We start from the raw sequence: 17,520 nt of genomic DNA, 5'->3' as shown, positions 1-17,520 counted from the left end.
CGTTGCCGCGCTCGGACGCTGAAGCAACCTTAAATTACGCGAACCTGAGTGCCGACAGGGCAAAGCTCGAACAATTCAGCGATCTTTTCATTATACAGACCGATACAGCCCGAAGACGAGCGACGCCCGATCTTACGCGTGTCATGCGTGCCGTGAATCAGGTAGGCAGGCCAGTCGAGATACATCGCGTGGGTGCCCAGCGGGTTACCGGGGCCAGGAGGCATGTATTTTAGATCTGGGTCTTCTTTGATCATCGACACGGTCGGCGTCCAGTCAGGACCGACTTTCTTACGGACAACTTTGGTATAGCCACGCTTGGTCAGATCTTCGCGACGCGGCACCGACGTCGCGAACACGCGGTAATCCGAGCCATCGGCGCTCCAGTAATGCAACGCGCGCGAAGTGGTGTCGGCAACGACGGTTGCGACACCCAACGTGTCGAAATGATCCTGCCACTGCTGATATTGGAAGCTGGAGGCGTTGCGGCGCACCCCTTGCGGCGTTTGCGGCACGCCAATTTCATCAACGGGGGTTTCGATGTTCTGGGCGCGCAAAAGCGCAGGTGTCGCCAGCGCTGCGGACGCCGTCGTGAGAAATAGGCGACGCGATTGTTTGATGCTCATAGGTTCAGGGCCTTCGGCTCTTGTTTCGATTTGTCAGGGGATTACCATTTCGCGCAGGAAGCATAAACTCACATCTGTGTCATTTGGCGGGCCAGATCGATCATGCGGTTGGAAAAGCCCCACTCATTGTCATACCAGCCAAACACCCGCGCCATGCCGCCCGACTGCGTCACATGCGTTTCTGGAAGGGCCATGACGATGCTTTCCGAACGGGCGCGCAGATCCGAGGACACCAAAGGTTCCTCTGTCACACCAATGATAGCGCCCTTCGCCGCGAGCAATACTTCGTTGATTTTCTTTTCTGTGAAAGGTCGTTGCGCCTGAAAGCTCATGTCGATGGCCGAAACCGAAGCGGTCGGAACACGTACCGAGGTCGCGAAAATGCGGCCTGCCAGAACTGGCAGAACAAGATCGGTGAGCTGCCCTGCCGAAGTTGTCGTGGGCACCATTGATAACGCAGCGGCACGCGAACGCACCAGATCACCGCGCGGCGCGTCCACCGTTGGCTGCGACCCCGTGTAGCAGTGGATGGTCGTCATGTGTGCCGTCATCAGCCCGAACGCGTCGTCAATCACACGCGCCAAGGGGGCCAAGGCGTTAGTCGTGCATGAGGCGCAAGAGATAATCTTCTGATCACCCAAGGCATCGTCATTCGCCCCCAGCACGACCGTTTGATCTGCCGTCGGGCATGGCCCCGAGATCAAAACACGCCCCGCCCCTGCAACGAGCCCCCGTTCCGCAAACTCGCGCGTCGTCGCTTTTCCGGTGCATTCGAGAAGCAGATCGACGCTGTTCAGATCAACCACTGACAGGTCGGGGCTGTCGGTCAGTGGATATCGCACGCCGTTGATCGTTAGGGAGTGATCATCATACCCAATCTCGCCAGGGAACTGGCCAAAGACGCTGTCATGTTTGAGCAGATAGGCGCAAAGCTCGGGGCGAGCGATGTCGTTCAGGGCTGCAATTTCGAACCCCTCGCCCGCCTTGGTGGTGGTTAGAAGCCGCAAAATAGAGCGCCCTATGCGCCCCAGTCCGTTGATGGCAATCTTCGCCATGAGCCCGCCCTTTCCGCGTCACGCATCATTCCGATTTGCCCGACACTAGGCCCTTCCAAAATCCGAAGGAAAGCACAAAAGTTAAGGGGTGTAGAGTTGGATCAGCCCGCGTCGCGGGTCATGGCAACAAGCTCTTTCATCTGTTCAAGCTCAATCGCGCCGGGCACGAGTTGATCACCGAAGATGAAAGCTGGCGTGCCGTTCAGGCCCAAGGCCTGCGTCAATTGCATGCTGGTTTGAATGTGAGCCGCAACCTCCGGCGCGTCCATGTCACGCTTGAGTTGCTCCAAGTCCATTCCAAGTTTGCCGGCGATGCTCATCACGCTGGCTTCATTCGCACGGCCGGAATTTTCCATCAGCGCGTTGTGGAACTCAGCGTACTTGCCCTGCGCACGCGACGCCAAAGCAGCGCGCGCCGCGTAAACGCTTTCTTCGCCAAGGATTGGCCATTCGCGCATAACAACGCGGACATTGCTGTCTTCCTCCATCAACGCCTCAACATCGCCGAAAACGCGGCGGCAATAGCCGCAATTGTAGTCAAAGAACTCAACTACGGTGACGTCGCCGTCAGGGTTTCCCATAACGGGCGCGTTCGGGTCACGCTCCAAAGCATCGCGATTGGCGATCAGCATGGCTTGAGCTTGATCCGCTTTAGCCTGCTCTTCGCGGTTCTGCAGTGTTTGCAGCGCTTCCATGATAATCTCGGGATTTTCGCGGATGGTCTCCAGAACCAGTTCCTGCATCTGGTCACGGGTCATATCTTCGGCGGACACAGATGTTGCGGCAAGGCAAAGCGCAAGGGCGGTTGAGGTGGTAAAACGGATCATCGAAGCGCTCCTTGGCGGCGAATATAAGGTTTCGAGACCGTGATGTCCTGTGAGGGGATTGTCAAACACATGCTCATCACGAGGCGGTGACATTTCGCCAAAAACACTTGCCTTTAGCAGGCCACCAGTGGACCAACACTGTCATGAGATTTCTTGCATCCCTTCTCGTGATTTGGCTCTCTGTAGCTTCGACACCCGCCTTCGCGGCAAGCTCCCTCGCGTATCAAAGCGACAGGATGACCGCACGGCTTATAACGGCAGAGAACGGCGTTACGCCGGAAGCAGGCACATTGTCGGCGGCGCTCCAAATTCAGCTCGCGGACGGGTGGAAGACCTATTGGCAGGCACCGGGTGCTGTGGGTTATCCGCCCGAGCTGAATTGGGACGCCTCATCCAACATTGCCAGCACAGAACTGCTGTTTCCCGCGCCGACGCGTTTTGAAGCGTTCGACATCGAGAACTATGGTTATGCCAAAGAAGTCACATTTCCGATTCGCGTCGATTTGGACCAAGCGGGTGGCGCGACTGTTTTGAACGTGTCCGCGAATGTGCTTGTTTGCGCCGAGCTTTGCATCCCAGAGATGTTCAACTTGTCGGTGACGTTGCTTGGAGGCACTGGCGGGATCGACGGCGCGGCTGCGGCGATGATCGCGGATGCTGCCGCTAAAGTGCCCGGTGCATTGGCCGACGCTGGACTGCGTGACGCGCAGCATTGGATTGCCACCGACCAATCGGAACTGCAGGTGGCAGTGGCCAGCGACACGCGCTTCGGCCAAGATCTTCAGATTTTCGCCAATATGGGCAGTGATGCGGCCTTTGGCGCGCCAACTTTCAGCTTTGGGGACGATCGTAAATCACTCGTCGCCTCCCTGCCTGTTTTGTCCTTTCCTGCAAGCTCCGAGATTTTTGAGATCACCCTGACCGATGGCAAACGGGCAGCGACGTTCCAGCCGGGCACGCTTAGCGACACGGCCTTTACGACTTCAGGTGGAGCGACCGCACTTTGGTCCATCGCATTGATCGCTTTGTTGGGTGGGCTGATCTTGAACATCATGCCCTGCGTGCTTCCGGTTCTTGCGGTGAAGTTCGCATCCGCATTGAAGTCCAGCGATCAGTCAGCAGCACGTATTCGAGCGGGGTTTGTGGTATCAGCCCTTGGTGTGCTGGTGTTCATGTGGTCACTGGCGGGCGTGCTGTTGGCCATTCGCACGGGAGGCGGTCAGGTGGGCTGGGGCGTTCAGTTCCAGAACCCCGTCTTCCTTGGCCTGATGATCACGCTGATCGCCGTTTTCGCGGCCAACATGGCTGGCCTTTTCGAGATCACCTTGCCCCAGAAACTGAATACGTCGATTGCGCGCATGGAGCACGGCTCTGGTCTGTTGGGAGATTTCGCGACGGGTGCCCTTGCCGCCGTTCTGGCGACCCCCTGTTCTGCTCCGTTCCTTGGCACTGCTGTAACCTTTGCACTGGCCGGAAGCGGGTTTGAAGCGATGGTAATTTTCACGGCTCTTGGAGTCGGGCTGGCGGCGCCTTATCTCGCCGTCGCCTTGCGCCCGTCCTTGGTACAAGCACTGCCCAAGCCCGGCCAGTGGATGATACGGGTCAAGTGGGTCATGGCGGCTTTACTGGCGGTCACAGCGCTCTGGCTCGGTTCGGTCCTGCTGACAGTCGCGGGGTGGGCCGTCGTTTCGGGAGTTTTCGGCTTCGTCGTCGCGGCGATCGTCGCCTTGCAGATTGGCGGCAAGGGTGTTTTGCGCTTTGCCCCAATAACATTGGTTCTGGCTGCCATTCTGGTACCAGTCGCGTTGCGCCCTGTCCCACAGGCTATCGTGAACGCTGCAAATTGGGCCGTGTTTGACGAACGCGCGATTGCAGCGGCCGTCGCGGACGGGGAAGTTGTCTTTGTCGACGTGACCGCCGCGTGGTGCCTGACCTGCAAAGCGAACAAAGCCAGCGTGCTTGACCGCGACCCTGTGGCGGGACTTCTATCGAGTGATGGCGTGACAGCCATGCGTGCGGACTGGACACAGCAGAACCCCGATATTCTGGCTTTTCTCCAGCGCAATGGGCGGTTTGGAATCCCGTTCAACATCGTCTACGGGCCTGATGCGCCGAGCGGGATCATGCTGCCAGAGTTTCTGACCAAAGACGCGGTGTTGAACGCGCTAGGCGCCGCGCGGCTTTAGTTGCCGAGGGCGGCCAACCCCTGCTCAACGGTGATCCGGCGTGGGTCGTCTTCAGGGAAGGCATCAGTCAGCTTCTTGGCACTTTCATAGGCAGCGCGGGCGTTTTCGGTTTCGCCAAGAACCCCATACGCGCGGGCGAGCTGCAGCCAGCCTTGAAGGTTTTCCGGCTCTTCTTTCATCCGTTCTGCCAGATTGCCAACCATTGTACGTACGAAGTCCTGACGGTCTTCTGCGGACATTTCCGACGCAGCAGCCACATCAGCAGCAGACGGGCCACGGGGCGCGTCAGGGAAGTCAGGCGCGGGCACGGGATCAAGCCCGAGCATGGACCCCATACGGTTAATCTCGCGCAGGTAGAACGGCATCCATTCTGTTGGCGCGGTTTCCAGAGCCAGACGATCGATAAGCGATTGGCGCGCCTCCTCGGTGCGCCCTGCCTGATCCCATGCAACCGCGCGATAATAGGTTCCTGCGGGGTTCATCGGGTCGAGTGCGATTGCACGCTCAATCGCATTGGCTGCGGGTTTGGTCACCGTGCCGTTCTCGGCAGAGATCAGAGCCTCGGCATATTGGGACCATGTGGACGATGTTGCGCCCTCCCGCTCCACAATTCGCGAATAGGCAGAAGCGGAATCAGCGTAACGGCCCATATTCGCGTAGGTCGTCGCCAGAAGCTCCCAGCCGCGGGTTTCGCCGCCGTTGGGCTCGCTTTCCAGCTTAGATTTAAGTTGCGCGGTCAGCTTGTTGAGGTTCTCGTCTTCCGCCTGTTCCGCTGCGCGCTCCGCGAAAGGAACGGACGGGATGCCCGGCGCGCCAAGTTGCATGTACAGAGCCGCACCTGCGATCGGTGTCGCCAATGCGAACGCCATCAACACGCCCTTGCCCGCACCACCGCCCGCGCTTGCTGGGCCGCGACCTTTGTCAGCTGCAATCATCCGGCGCTTGATCTCAGTGCGGGCGGCGTTGGCCTCGGCCCCTGAAATGATGCCGCGTTCTTCATCACGATCCACTTCGCCCAACTGGTCACGGAAGATCGCGATGGCGCTGTCAGCGCGGTCCAATGCACCTTCGTTGCCACGTAAGAGCGGCCAGAGAAACGCAAGCATCGTCAACATTGCCAGCGCCGCAGCGGAGACCCAAAAGATCATGTAGTCGTGTCCTCTTCCATCAGCTTGGCCAAGGCAGTTTCTTCCTCGGCGCTCAGCTGGCTATCTTTTGAAGCTGGCTTGCGCGGACGGCGCGCCAGCGAAACGGCAACAGCTACGCCGCCGATTAGCAGAATTGCGAAAGGCCCAAGCCACAACGCATAGGTCGAGGGCTTGAAGGGCGGATTGAACAACACGAAATCCCCGTAGCGCAGCACGAGGAAGTCATAGATTTCCTGATCCGTGTCACCTGCAACCAACCGCTCGCGGATCAGCACCCGCAAGTCGCGGGCAACACCTGCATTCGAGCTGTCGATCGGTTCGTTCTGGCACACCACACAACGCACATTTGCCGATATCGCGCGCGCACGTTCTTCGAGGGCGGGATCAGCCAGAACCTCATCAGGCTCTACTGCCAAGGCAGGGCTGGCGAGCATGGCCAGCGCCAGAAGTGCGGCCCGGATCATTTGCGCACCTCGTTCAAGGCCTCGGTAAATCGACGCAAACCGTCCCCGACAACAGGGCCGGCAAACCTGTGGCGGATGATGCCGTCCTCGTCGATGATGAAAGTCTCTGGCACGCCGGATATTCCTAGATCAATGCCACCACGCCCCGAATAATCGGAGCCCAGCGCCTCATAGGGGTTGCCCAACTCGTCCAGCCACTTGGCGGCGGCCTCAGGCTTGTCCTTGTAGTTGATGCCGATCAGGGTCACCCCCTCCTCCTGCCCAAGGCGGGTCAGGTTGGGATGCTCTGCCCGACACGGTGCACACCAAGACGCAAAGACATTGAGCAGCTTGATGCCATCCATCTTGGTGATGTCGGCCGTCGTCAGGCCGGGACGGTCAACGCCCGCGATGGGCTCTAGATCAAGCGGTGGGACGGGCTGAGAGATCAGAACAGACGGCAATGCCGAGGGGTCCCGCCCGCCGGACAGCCCCCAAATGGCAAATCCGCCAATGATCAAAGCTACCACAAGGGGCAGCGCGAAAAGCAGTCGTTTCATCTACCTACTCCGCTGGCGTTGCGCCAAGAGGCGCTGCTTTGGCTTTGCGCGGGGCGCCGATGCGAAGCCTGCGATCCGACAAGGACATACCGCCGCCGATCACGAGGAACACAGTGCCGATCCAGAGGAAGTTCACCAAAGGTTCGTAGAGTACACGCAACGTCCACTGACCCTTTGCCCCCTCTGCCGCCGGTTCTGCGATGGAGGTGTACAAGTCTCCTGCCAGAGTTTGGCGGATAGAGCTTTCCGTCGTTGTGGACCCCGCCGCAGGATAGAAGCGTCGCTCTGGATAGAGCTTGGTCACGAAATCCCCGTCATGCGTCACGTTCAGCGTCGCAATGTCTGCGATGTAGTTCGGGCCCTGCTGGCGCTCGATGTTCTCGAAGGTCAGCTCAAAGCCTGCGATCTCAACCTTGGTGCCGGGGCTGGCGAAGGTCACGATATCTTCCTTCCAGGCCGAAGACCCCGTGGCGCCCATAACCAAGATCGCGATCCCGATATGGGCCAGCGTCATTCCGTGCGACGCACGCGGCTGGCGACGGATGCGCGCCATGGCACCAGGCTGGAACAGCTTAACCCGTTTGATCCACTCCTGCGCGGTGGCGACGATCAACCAAACCGCGATACCCATTGCCAAAACCGCAAGAACCGGACCACCGGTCGAGACATACCAGACCACAAGCGCTGCAATTACGGCCAAGGCCAGAGCCAGTTTCAGGCGCGACAAAACCCCCGCCAGATCAGCGCGCTTCCATGACAAGAACGGCCCTACCCCCATGACCACAAGCAGCGGCAAGGTGATTGGAATGAACCCAGCGTTGAAAAATGGCGGGCCGACGGAAATCTTGTCGCCTGTGACAGCTTCGAGGAACAACGGGTAAAGCGTTCCAAACAGAACAGTTGCGGTCGCTGTCGCCAAGAGAAGGTTGTTGATCAACAATCCCGCCTCTCGCGAGATCGGCGCAAATAGACCGCCACCTTCCATTGAGGGCGCGCGCCATGCGAACAGCGCGAGCGAGCCACCGATAGAGACGCCTAACAGGCCAAGAATGTAGATACCGCGTTCCGGATCGACCGCAAAGGCGTGGACCGACGTCAGCAGGCCGGAGCGCACGATGAACGTGCCAAGCAGCGACAAGGAGAAGGTCAGAATTGCCAGTAGGATCGTCCAGCTTTTGAACGTGTCACGCTTCTCGGTCACTATCGCTGAATGTAGCAACGCTGTGCCCAACAACCATGGCATGAACGATACGTTCTCGACCGGATCCCAGAACCACCATCCACCCCAACCAAGCTCGTAATAGGCCCACCACGACCCAAGGCCGATACCTGCGGTCAGCGAGGTCCAGGCGGCCAAAGTCCAAGGGCGCACCCAGCGGGCCCAAGCAGGGTCCACACGACCTTCGATTAGCGCCGCCACAGCGAAGGAGAACACGATCGAAAAGCCCACATAGCCGACATAAAGCAGCGGAGGATGGATCGCGAGACCGATATCTTGGAGCAGCGGGTTCAGGTCCTCGCCATTTAACGGCGGCGGAAAGACACGCGTGAAGGGGTTGGACGTGAACAGCATGAAGCTGATGAAGCCAACTGAAATCCAAGCCTGAACAGACAGGGTGCGGGCTTTCAAAGCCTCCGGGATGTTGCGTCCAAAGAACGCCACTGCCGCGCCGAACCCCGCGAGAATGAACACCCATAACAGCAACGATCCCTCGTGATTGCCCCATGTTCCGGCGATCTTGTAGATCAGCGGCTTCAGGGAGTGGGAGTTGTTGACCACGTTCAGGACCGTGAAATCTGAAACGATGTAGCTGCGCATTAGTGCCGCAAAGGCCGCTGCAATCAAAGCGAACTGCACCAAGGAGCTGGCTTGGGCGGACCGCATCCAAAGCGTATTGCCCCGTGCGGCGCCCATCATTGGCAACACGCTCTGCACGAGTGCGGCGATCAGAGCCAATGAAAGGGCGAATTGTCCGAGTTCTGGGATCATGAGACAGCCTGTTTTGACGGTTTTACCTAGATGGGGCCAAGCGCAAGGCAAGGTCAAGCGATCGGGGCGCGACGCGTTGACCCGTTCGATCACGATCTGGCTATCTGGAGCCTCAGTTGCGCGACGCCCGCAGCAAAATGACCCCGATAAGAGTGATCATGGTCGATAGCACCTTTCCAAGGCTCAACCGCTCGTTCATGAGCAACACCCCGATCAGCAGGGCGAAGATGATAGAAGTTTCGCGAAGTGCCGTTACCAAGGCGATCGGGGATTTGGTGAAGGCCCACATTACCAGACTGTAGGCAATGAATGAGGCCGCGCCCCCGACAAAGAATACCTTCAGCCCCTTGGTCGGCAAATCGCGGAGCACTTGTGGTGTGGTGGCCGCCATAAAGACTATGAAAATCAGCGAATTTGCGATGCCAAGCCATGCGTAGTAGCCAAGTGCCGTACCTGCGACGCGCGCGCCCATCCCGTCGACAAGGGAATAGGATGCAATGAAGCATCCTGTTGTCAGCGCCATAACCGTCGCCTTCCCATTGCGCAGCCCGTCCGCCCCACGGACAAGCGAAATGCTTAGGATGCCTGCAGCAATTGTGACAACAGCCAGAATCTCCATACCGGAAAGATCAACGCCAAGACCCAATACTGAGACGGCCGCCACAAGCAACGGAGCGACGCCGCGCGCGATGGGGTAAACTTGGGTCAGATCACCAATCTTGTAGGACCCGAGCAAAAACCACTGGTAGCCAAAATGCAGTGCCATTCCTGCGATCAGGTATGGATAAGCCGCAGGATCTGGTGCGGGCACGAAAGCCAGCATCGGCACCGCAATCGGCAAATGGCCGATCACCACACCCGCCATATTCAAGCGCTTGTCCTTACCGCCTTTCACCAAAGCGTTCCAAACGGCGTGCAAGAGAGCTGCCGCAAGAACGGCGAAAAAGACCAGTGGTTCCATCAGGCCACGCTAGGCCGCTGCCGCAATGGCGACAAGCCGTATCCGTGGCAACACAAGGCGCGGTTAGATTGCTGTGATTGATCCACATCAATGCGACACGCGCGCGTCATTGCTAGGCAAAAGACGCTCATCCAGCATCCCATTTCATCCACTAAATTGAAGGCTCCTATGACCGGTTCAAAAGCAAAAACCACACCAGCTAAGGCGAAAACGAAATCTGAGACCATTACAGGATTTGAGCAAGGGGAATACCCCTATGCCGAGAAGCTAAATCGCGACACTTACGAAAAAGAAAAAGCGGCGCTGCAAGTGGAATTGCTCAAGGTCCAGCATTGGGTGCAGGAAACCGATCAGAAATTTGTTCTGCTCTTTGAAGGGCGCGACGCTGCCGGCAAGGGCGGCACGATCAAACGCTTTACAGAGCACCTGAACCCTCGTGCAGCACGGGTGGTTGCGTTGAACAAGCCGAGCGATGAAGAACGCGGTCAGTGGTTTTTCCAACGCTACATCAAACACTTGCCCACATCGGGCGAGATGGTCCTGTATGACCGGTCTTGGTACAACCGCGCGGGCGTCGAGCGTGTCATGAACTTCTGCGCCCCGACCGAGTATCTGGAATTTATGCGCCAAACGCCCGAGTTCGAACGGATGCTAGTGCGCAGCGGCATTCGGCTTTTCAAATACTGGTTCTCTGTCACGCAAGAAGAACAGAAGCGTCGCTTCGCCTCTCGTGAGACGGATCCGTTGAAACGTTGGAAGCTATCGCCCATCGACCGCGCCAGCTTGGACAAGTGGGAGGACTACACAGAAGCCAAGGAAGCGATGTTCTTCTACACCGACACCGCAGATGCGCCTTGGACCGTCATCCGCTCCAATGACAAGAAGCGGGCCCGACTAACCTGCATGAAGCATTTCCTCTGGCAGCTAGATTATCCCGACAAGGATGAAAGCGTGGCCTCACGACCTGACCCGAAAATCTACCATCAGGCGGAAGCCGTGGTGCACGATTCAGATCATATTCTGGCAAATTCGCTTCATCCGGCGAACCGCAAGGGATAGCTCCCAAGCTTGACCTGTGGCCCTATCTGAGCGCAGTCTGAGATATTCTTGATTTTTCGGACCGGTGCAGGTCCTCGGCCCTGCATCATTTTCAAGCGGGGGCCACCCCATGGGGATCATACTACCCCGATTACGTCCGCGTGGCCGATTGGTCATTGCGCCCAAGCATCTTGGCATCCTCGCGTTGCCAGCCTTTGTGTTGCTCGCGTCGGAATATCTGCTGGGAAATTTCGGCAATAGCGCCCTGTTGCTGCCGCCGACTGTGACCGTTTCGCAAGCTCCGCTGTTAGAATTGACCGCGCGCTACAACTTCCTGTCGGCGTGGTTTTTCTACTCGGCAGTTTGCGTGATATTCATCGCCATCTTCTTTTCAGAATTGTGGTCGAAACACTCCCCCAAGTCCGCGTTTCGCATCCTGCTTGGCCTGATCGCCGTCGTGGCCTTCACCATGGTGTTCAATACCTTGGAGCCGGTGTGGATGGGAAGCTTCGAGGCCTACGAGTTACTGGGCAAGTCCCTGTTCGTTGACGCGCTGTCGCAAGGGCGATTGCGCGCGTGCGAGACCTCTTTGGCTTGCGAGGGCGAAGGCGCCTTTCACGGGATGGAAGTACTGCTCGACAAAGCAAACCACATCACGTCGCTCGCCGCTGCCTGCGTTATCGCGGGCATGGTGCTGGCCTTGGCGCGCCCGCACCGTCCCTGCTTGCACAGTGCGCAAGGCCTCGCGGCTGAGGCTGCGATCCTGAAAGAGGCGCAGGATACGTCGAGCCGATACCTTTATTGCTCCGGCATTTTGCTGAGTGTCGGCATGGTGCTTTTGCTGTCTTGGATGAAGTGGCCCGGCCAGATGATCGCCGACCCGGCGTTGCGCGACCGACATGCGGGATTGGTCAACGCGATATCGCTGTACCGGGGAGTCAGCTATTCGGTGCTGATCCTGAGCTACTACATGCCCGTGAGCCTGATCCTGATGGTGCGAATTGACCGCTTTCACAAGGCGGTCGAGGCGCATGGCAGCCCCGAGATCGGAAGTCAGGTCATGGGGTTCGACATCAACCGCATCGCGTCGATGGATGCGTTCAAGAAAATCATCGCCATCGTCTCGCCGATTTTGGCAAGCGCGTTGGGGGCAGCTGTCACATTCGAGGGGATTGGCGGCTGACCTGCCGGAAGGTTGGGATGGGCGCTTGCGCACGCCCATCCCGTTCGCAAATTACTTCAGTGCTTCGTCTGTAATCTCGGAAGTCCAAGCGCCAACCGGCTCTTTGGAGATCACCGGATCAGAGCCGCCCGCCAGTAGCGTTGCTACAGTACGGTTGAAATCCGCTTCGTCCAGCGCGCCGTTCGAGCCTGCCGTCAGCTTGGCAATCTCGCCCATCATACGCTTCTGATGTGCCTCGGTCTGCGCACCGGATTCGTCATTTTCAAGCACGATTTCGGCCGCCTCATCTGGATTTTCCTCGGCGTATTTCCAGCCCTTCATCGAAGCCCGCACGAAGCGCACCATCTTGTCTTTGAAGGCCGGGTCTTTGAGGTTGTCCTCCAGAGCGTAGATGCCGTCCTCCAAAGTCGCGACGCCTTGGTCTTCATATTTGAAGGTGACCAGTTCGTCCTCGGATACGCCTGCATCCAGCACCTGACCGAATTCGTTATAGGTCATAGTGGAGATGCAGTCGGCCTGACGTTGCAGCAACGGGTCAACGTTGAAGCCCTGCTTCAGGACCGTCACGCCATCAGGGCCGCCATCGGTTGGGATTCCCTCCTGGCTCATCCAGGACAAGAACGGATACTCGTTGCCGAAGAACCAGACTCCGATGGTTTTGCCTTTGAAATCTTGCGGGGATTTGATGCCGGTGTCTTTCCAGCAGGTCAGCATCAAGCCGGACGTTTTGAACGGTTGCGCGATATTGACCACGGGCAGGCCCTTTTCGCGGGCGGCCAATGCGGATGGCATCCAGTTCAGCATGACGTCAGCGCCGCCACCTGCCAAAACTTGAGGCGGGGCGATGTCAGGGCCGCCTGCCAGCACGGTAACGTCCAGCCCCTCTTCTTCGTAAAAACCTTTGTCTTTCGCCACATAGTAACCCGCAAACTGGGCTTGCGTGACCCATTGCAGTTGTAGCTTGACCGAGTTCGCATGGCCGTCGGCATAAGCAGCAGGGGCTGCCAGTGCCATCGACAAGGCGGCGGTTGTGAGCAGTTTCTTCATGAGTTGTCCTCCAGGTTGATACTCTTGTTATACTTTATTTTCGTTGCGACGGGTGCCAGAAGGTCACCGTTTTTTCGGCCATCGCCACCACCCCGTAAAAGGCAGACCCAGCTAGGGCGGCGACCACGATCTCAGCCCAGACCATATCGAGCGCAAGCTGCCCCACCGAGGTGGAAATGCGAAAGCCCATACCCATTGTCGGTGAGCCAAAGAACTCGGCCACAATCGCGCCGATCAAGGCGAGCGTTGTTGAAATTTTAAGCCCGTTAAAGATGAAGGGCATCGCGGCAGGCAGGCGCAATTTCGTCAGGCTTGGCCAATAGCCTGCCCCGTAAGTGCGCATCAGGTCGCGTTGCATGGCGGTGGTTTCCTGCAATCCAGCTACTGTGTTCACCAGCATCGGGAAGAACACCATAACCACAACCACCGCCGCTTTGGATTGCCAGTCAAAGCCGAACCACATCACAAGGATTGGCGCGGTCCCGACAATCGGCAAGGCCGCCACGAAATTGCCCACAGGCAGAAGGCCCCGTTTCAGGAAGTCGTAGCGGTCCACCAGAATGGCCATCAGGAAGGCAGCACCGCAGCCAATGACGTAGCCGCTCAGTGCGCCTTTGATGAAGGTCTGCTGGAAGTCCAGCCAAAGCGTCGGGATCTCACTGAAGAAGGTGGATATTACATGAGTTGGTGCAGGCAGAATCACCAGTGGCACGTCCAGTCCACGGACCAACAACTCCCAAACAACAAGGATGGTCAGGCCAAAGATGGCTGGAACGATCAACCGGATCGCGCGGGTGTCTGCATTTGGCCCCGTGGACAGGCGCGTATTCAGCGCCCACATGGCGAGCCAGATGACGAGTGCCAGAACGACCAAGATCATGTCAGCCCCATCCGCTTCAGCGTCAACCTTTGGGCCAGCCCGATTAGCAGAACCAAGGATGCCGCGAGAACGGCAGCCAAGACCAACGCGGACCAGATTTGAACCATTTGCCCGTAATAGCTGCCCGTCAACATGCGCCCGCCCAACCCGCGGGCGCCACCCGCCGGCAGCTCTGCCACGATTGCACCCACGAGGGCGGCAGCGACACCGATTTTAAGCGAAGCGAAAAGGTAAGGCATTGAGGCCGGCAACCGCAATTTCCAGAACCCTTGGCTTTGGGACGCATTGTAAGTCTTGAGCAAATCCAATTGCATCGCATCCGGCGCTCTCAGGCCTTTTACCATCCCGACAACAACAGGAAAGAAGCTCAGGTAGGCAGAGATGATGGCTTTGGGCACCAGCCCTTGCACGCCAATGGAGTTCAGCACCACGATAATCATCGGCGCGATGGCGAGGATTGGGATCGTTTGGGAGGCAATGGCCCAAGGCATGACGCTCATATCCATGGCGCGGCTGTGAACGATACCGACAGCGAGAAGAATACCCGCCCCCGTGCCAATGGCGAAGCCAAGAAGCGTGGCGCTTAGAGTGATCCATCCGTGATAGACGAGCGAGCGCTTGGAGGTAATCTTCTTCTCGACGGTTGTGTCCCACAGATCGCTCGCCACTTGGTGGGGGGCCGGCAGCCGAGGGCGGTCTTGGGCATAGGTAGCTGGGATCGCGAAGCTGTTCTTGAGCACCAGACCAAAGGACGAGGCATCTCGCCGTTCAATCGGGTTGTCGGGGGTGACAACAGCCCCTGCCCGCTCCAGTCCGGTCAAGGTTTCCTTCACGTTCATAAAGGGCACTGCAAGATACCAAAGCGCGAAAATCGCAGCGACGACGGTCAGGATAGGGCCTGCGTTGCGCACAGCTAGCTCCTGTCCCGTTCGGGGGACTTGATTGACCCACGCCTAATCATCCGCATGCCCCGCTCGCAAACCTTCTCGCACGCGGTGGGCAATTTCGATGAACTCGGGGCTGTCGCGAATGTCCAGGGGGCGTTCTTTGGGCAATGGGCTTTCGATGACGTCTGTGATCCTGCCCGGTCGCGGGCTCATAACAACGATCTTGGTCGACAGATACACCGCTTCGGGAATCGAATGGGTTACGAAGGCAATGGTTTTGTTGGTGCGCGCCCAGAGCGCCAAGAGCTGCTCGTTGAGGTGATCGCGGACAATCTCGTCCAAGGCTCCGAACGGTTCGTCCATCAGCAAGATGTCGGCATCAAACGCCAAGGCCCGCGCGATCGACGCCCGCTGTTGCATCCCGCCGGACAGTTGCCAAGGAAATTTCGCCCCGAAGTCAGACAACTCCACAAGCTCCAGAACCCGCGCGACGCGATCATTCTGGTCAGCCTTCGAGTAGCCCATAATTTCGAGGGGAAGTTTAATGTTGCCCGCGATCGTGCGCCACGGGTAAAGCCCGGCCGCTTGGAAGACATAACCGTAAGCGCGAGCACGGCGCGCCTCGTCAGCGGTCATGCCATTTACTGTAAGCGTGCCGCCCGTCGGCGTCTCCAGCCCCGCAATGCAGCGCAGGAACGTGGTCTTGCCACAGCCGGAGGGGCCAATAAAGCTGACAAAATCACCCTGAGAGATGTCCAGCGAGACATCCTTCAAGGCATGGACCGGCGCATCGGCGGTCTGGAAGGTCAAATCCAGCGATTTCGCGGCGATGACCGGAGAGGTTGCATTTGGGGCCATTTAGAACGGCCCCGCTGCGTGTTTCAGGTAGCCGGCATCTCCGCAGACATCTCTGCGGCCAAGTCTGCTTCCGCCTGCTCTTCGGCAGCGGCGCTGTATTTCGACCATACCCCGCCAATTGCGAAGGCAGCGAAAATGAACATCGCGTCTGCAATGGCCACGTCGTTGATCCATGTTCCCAAGGCAAGCAAGCCTAGCGCCAGCACCAAAAGAATCTTCGTAAAGAGAACTTGCATGTAAATACCTCTCTGGGTGTCCCATTTCTGGGTAGAGGTTTCTCAGTGCTTTCCGGCAATTCTGTGACACGATCCGGGCATTTCCTTCATGATTGTCATAATTGAGGGGCTAAATGCCCGATTTTAAACGCCTGACGGGATGTTGAGCGGGTTTCGTTCAATCTTGCGGGGTGTGTTCAAAGACTTCCATTTGCTCAGCGCTTGAGATGCGCTGGCAAAAGCCGGACGGCGCACAAACTTGCCGCGCCCCGGCTGCGGCTGCGAATTCTGGCCATACGCCCAGACCACTTCCCCGCGCGACAAGGTATATCGGGCCTGCGCGGTGACGGTCATTCCTTCGAACACGTTATAGTCGATGATCGACTTTTGAGTGCTGACGGCGATCTCGCGGCTGATGGTCGGATCCCACACCACCACATCCGCGTCGCCACCGACCGCGATGCCGCCTTTCATCGGATAGATATTGAGAATTTTGGCGATATTGGTCGAGGTGGCCGCGACGAACTCTTCCGGCGTCAAGCGCCCCGTTTCCACGCCAGTGGTCCAGAGCATTGCCATGCGTTCTTCCAGGCCCCCTGTCCCGTTCGGGATTGTGGTGAAGTTATCCAGACCCATCTGCTTTTGCTTGTCGGTAAAGGCCGCGTGGTCTGTTGCAACGACTTGAAGCGAGCCAGAGGACAGGCCCGCCCATAGCGACGCCTGATGCTCCTTCGAGCGGAACGGCGGCGACATCACGCGACGTGCGGCGTATTGCCAGTCTTTGTTGAAATACTCGGTCTCGTCGAGCGTCAGGTGCTGGATCAGCGGCTCGCCATAGACACGCATACCTTTTTGGCGGGCGCGGCGGATGGCTTCGTGGGCCTGCTCGCAAGACACATGCACGATATAAAGCGGCGTCCCAGCGGCGTCGGCAATCATGATCGCGCGATTGGCGGCTTCGCCCTCAACCTCGGGTGGACGGGAATAGGCGTGCCCTTCGGGCCCGGTAATGCCTTCGGCCAGATACTTCTGCTGCAACTCCTGCACGATATCGCCGTTTTCGGCATGAACGAGTGGCAGTGCGCCAAGCTCGGCACAGCGTTTGAAGGAGGCGAACATCTCGTCATCTTCCACCATCAACGCGCCTTTATAGGCCATGAAATGCTTAAACGTGTTGATGCCACGCTCGTTAACGACGGCTTCCATCTCGTTGAAAATGTTCTCGTTCCAGCCGGTGATCGCCATGTGATAGGAGATGTCAGTGCAAATCTGATCCTTCGACTTGCGGTCCCAATCGTCGATAGCATTGAGCAAGCTGCCATCCTCGCCGGGGAGGCAGAAATCTACCAGCATCGTGGTGCCACCGGCGGCTGCAGCGAAGGTGCCGGATTCGAATGTTTCGGCAGCCGTGGTGCCCATGAAGGGCATTTCAAGATGGGTGTGCGGGTCAATGCCACCGGGGATCACATAGGCGCCTTCGGCGTCAATCGTCTCGTCGCCTTTCAGGTTCTCCCCGATCTCGGCGATCTTTTCGCCTTCGATCCGCACATCGGCTTTCCAGCTGCGATCCGCAGTGACGATCGTGCCGCCCTTGATAACTTTGCTCATGTGCGTTCCCT

General features: G+C 58.2%; 17 protein-coding genes. 3 read left to right on the top strand and 14 right to left on the bottom strand.

All coding sequences use genetic code 11. From position 1 onward, the window contains the following. Window positions 1-29: 29 nt before the first annotated feature. The 3 genes from BM352_RS10190 to BM352_RS10180 form a co-directional block, all read right to left on the bottom strand. Entirely contained in the window at window positions 30-623 is a 594-nt protein-coding gene (locus BM352_RS10190; RefSeq protein ID WP_090216317.1) for a L,D-transpeptidase, read from the bottom strand. Window positions 624-691: 68 nt separating this feature from the next. Further along, a complete protein-coding gene (locus tag BM352_RS10185; RefSeq protein ID WP_090216313.1) occupies window positions 692-1,678 on the bottom strand; it encodes a type I glyceraldehyde-3-phosphate dehydrogenase in 987 nt (328 codons plus the stop codon). A 101-nt stretch (window positions 1,679-1,779) separates the two neighbouring features. Beyond that, complete coding sequence (locus BM352_RS10180) at window positions 1,780-2,505, bottom strand: DsbA family protein (protein ID WP_090216308.1); 726 nt, start codon at window positions 2,503-2,505, stop codon at window positions 1,780-1,782. A gap of 143 nt (window positions 2,506-2,648) precedes the next feature. Here BM352_RS10180 and BM352_RS10175 point away from each other — a divergent pair, with 143 nt between their 5' ends. Beyond that, entirely contained in the window at window positions 2,649-4,691 is a 2,043-nt protein-coding gene (locus BM352_RS10175; RefSeq protein ID WP_090216305.1) for a protein-disulfide reductase DsbD family protein, read from the top strand. Here BM352_RS10175 and ccmI read toward each other — a convergent pair. The 5 genes from ccmI to BM352_RS10150 all read right to left on the bottom strand — a co-directional run bounded on the left by ccmI (window position 4,688) and on the right by BM352_RS10150 (window position 9,793). Then, window positions 4,688-5,839: a c-type cytochrome biogenesis protein CcmI gene (ccmI, locus tag BM352_RS10170; protein ID WP_090216302.1), complete on the bottom strand. Its 1,152-nt coding sequence runs from the start codon at window positions 5,837-5,839 to the stop codon at window positions 4,688-4,690. The genes BM352_RS10175 and ccmI overlap by 4 nt on opposite strands. Continuing rightward, window positions 5,836-6,303, bottom strand: coding sequence for a cytochrome c-type biogenesis protein (locus tag BM352_RS10165; protein ID WP_090216299.1), 468 nt, complete (start codon window positions 6,301-6,303; stop codon window positions 5,836-5,838). The genes ccmI and BM352_RS10165 overlap by 4 nt, the downstream gene beginning before the upstream one ends. After that, complete coding sequence (locus tag BM352_RS10160) at window positions 6,300-6,842, bottom strand: DsbE family thiol:disulfide interchange protein (RefSeq protein ID WP_090216297.1); 543 nt, start codon at window positions 6,840-6,842, stop codon at window positions 6,300-6,302. The genes BM352_RS10165 and BM352_RS10160 overlap by 4 nt, the downstream gene beginning before the upstream one ends. A gap of 4 nt (window positions 6,843-6,846) precedes the next feature. After that, window positions 6,847-8,832, bottom strand: coding sequence for a heme lyase CcmF/NrfE family subunit (locus tag BM352_RS10155; RefSeq protein WP_090216293.1), 1,986 nt, complete (start codon window positions 8,830-8,832; stop codon window positions 6,847-6,849). A gap of 112 nt (window positions 8,833-8,944) precedes the next feature. Then, complete coding sequence (locus BM352_RS10150; protein WP_090216290.1) at window positions 8,945-9,793, bottom strand: DMT family transporter; 849 nt, start codon at window positions 9,791-9,793, stop codon at window positions 8,945-8,947. Between the two features lie 168 nt (window positions 9,794-9,961). On the opposite strand from BM352_RS10150, the gene ppk2 reads away from it, so the two are divergent. After that, entirely contained in the window at window positions 9,962-10,852 is an 891-nt protein-coding gene (ppk2, locus tag BM352_RS10145; protein WP_245780963.1) for a polyphosphate kinase 2, read from the top strand. A gap of 109 nt (window positions 10,853-10,961) precedes the next feature. After that, on the top strand, window positions 10,962-12,014 hold the full coding sequence (locus BM352_RS10140) for a hypothetical protein (RefSeq protein ID WP_139229816.1): 1,053 nt from the start codon (window positions 10,962-10,964) through the stop codon (window positions 12,012-12,014). Between the two features lie 51 nt (window positions 12,015-12,065). Here the strand turns inward: BM352_RS10140 and BM352_RS10135 are convergent, their stop codons facing one another. From BM352_RS10135 to hydA, 6 genes are all read right to left on the bottom strand, one after another. Then, the gene (locus BM352_RS10135) at window positions 12,066-13,061 is read right to left on the bottom strand and encodes an ABC transporter substrate-binding protein (protein WP_090216282.1); all 996 of its coding nucleotides are present in this window, start codon (window positions 13,059-13,061) and stop codon (window positions 12,066-12,068) included. A gap of 34 nt (window positions 13,062-13,095) precedes the next feature. Continuing rightward, entirely contained in the window at window positions 13,096-13,941 is an 846-nt protein-coding gene (locus BM352_RS10130) for an ABC transporter permease (protein ID WP_090216278.1), read from the bottom strand. Then, window positions 13,938-14,852 carry an ABC transporter permease gene (locus tag BM352_RS10125; RefSeq protein ID WP_245780962.1) on the bottom strand — a complete coding sequence of 305 codons (915 nt, stop codon included), beginning with the start codon at window positions 14,850-14,852 and terminating at the stop codon, window positions 13,938-13,940. The genes BM352_RS10130 and BM352_RS10125 overlap by 4 nt, the downstream gene beginning before the upstream one ends. Before the next feature lie 42 nt (window positions 14,853-14,894). After that, window positions 14,895-15,686, bottom strand: a complete 792-nt coding sequence (locus BM352_RS10120; RefSeq protein ID WP_090216275.1) for an ABC transporter ATP-binding protein — start codon at window positions 15,684-15,686, stop codon at window positions 14,895-14,897. A 23-nt stretch (window positions 15,687-15,709) separates the two neighbouring features. Then, window positions 15,710-15,922, bottom strand: coding sequence for a hypothetical protein (locus BM352_RS10115; RefSeq protein ID WP_090216273.1), 213 nt, complete (start codon window positions 15,920-15,922; stop codon window positions 15,710-15,712). Window positions 15,923-16,045: 123 nt separating this feature from the next. After that, window positions 16,046-17,509 (bottom strand): dihydropyrimidinase, encoded by a 1,464-nt coding sequence (gene hydA, locus BM352_RS10110; protein WP_090216270.1) that lies wholly within the window; start codon window positions 17,507-17,509, stop codon window positions 16,046-16,048. Window positions 17,510-17,520: the final 11 nt, after the last annotated feature.

Origin of the sequence: Litoreibacter janthinus (assembly GCF_900111945.1) — a bacterium.
Classification (GTDB): Bacteria; Pseudomonadota; Alphaproteobacteria; order Rhodobacterales; family Rhodobacteraceae; genus Litoreibacter; species Litoreibacter janthinus.
Note: the sequence above shows the minus strand (reverse complement) of the source record. Positions and strands in the feature narration are given on the sequence as shown.

Coding starts and splice junctions, on each gene's coding strand:
- BM352_RS10190 (WP_090216317.1), bottom strand. CDS start 623: ATGAGCATCAAACAATCGCGTCGCCTATTTCTCACGACGGCGTCCGCA.
- BM352_RS10185 (WP_090216313.1), bottom strand. CDS start 1,678: ATGGCGAAGATTGCCATCAACGGACTGGGGCGCATAGGGCGCTCTATT.
- BM352_RS10180 (WP_090216308.1), bottom strand. CDS start 2,505: ATGATCCGTTTTACCACCTCAACCGCCCTTGCGCTTTGCCTTGCCGCA.
- BM352_RS10175 (WP_090216305.1), top strand. CDS start 2,649: ATGAGATTTCTTGCATCCCTTCTCGTGATTTGGCTCTCTGTAGCTTCG.
- ccmI (WP_090216302.1), bottom strand. CDS start 5,839: ATGATCTTTTGGGTCTCCGCTGCGGCGCTGGCAATGTTGACGATGCTT.
- BM352_RS10165 (WP_090216299.1), bottom strand. CDS start 6,303: ATGATCCGGGCCGCACTTCTGGCGCTGGCCATGCTCGCCAGCCCTGCC.
- BM352_RS10160 (WP_090216297.1), bottom strand. CDS start 6,842: ATGAAACGACTGCTTTTCGCGCTGCCCCTTGTGGTAGCTTTGATCATT.
- BM352_RS10155 (WP_090216293.1), bottom strand. CDS start 8,832: ATGATCCCAGAACTCGGACAATTCGCCCTTTCATTGGCTCTGATCGCC.
- BM352_RS10150 (WP_090216290.1), bottom strand. CDS start 9,793: ATGGAACCACTGGTCTTTTTCGCCGTTCTTGCGGCAGCTCTCTTGCAC.
- ppk2 (WP_245780963.1), top strand. CDS start 9,962: ATGACCGGTTCAAAAGCAAAAACCACACCAGCTAAGGCGAAAACGAAA.
- BM352_RS10140 (WP_139229816.1), top strand. CDS start 10,962: ATGGGGATCATACTACCCCGATTACGTCCGCGTGGCCGATTGGTCATT.
- BM352_RS10135 (WP_090216282.1), bottom strand. CDS start 13,061: ATGAAGAAACTGCTCACAACCGCCGCCTTGTCGATGGCACTGGCAGCC.
- BM352_RS10130 (WP_090216278.1), bottom strand. CDS start 13,941: ATGATCTTGGTCGTTCTGGCACTCGTCATCTGGCTCGCCATGTGGGCG.
- BM352_RS10120 (WP_090216275.1), bottom strand. CDS start 15,686: ATGGCCCCAAATGCAACCTCTCCGGTCATCGCCGCGAAATCGCTGGAT.
- BM352_RS10115 (WP_090216273.1), bottom strand. CDS start 15,922: ATGCAAGTTCTCTTTACGAAGATTCTTTTGGTGCTGGCGCTAGGCTTG.
- hydA (WP_090216270.1), bottom strand. CDS start 17,509: ATGAGCAAAGTTATCAAGGGCGGCACGATCGTCACTGCGGATCGCAGC.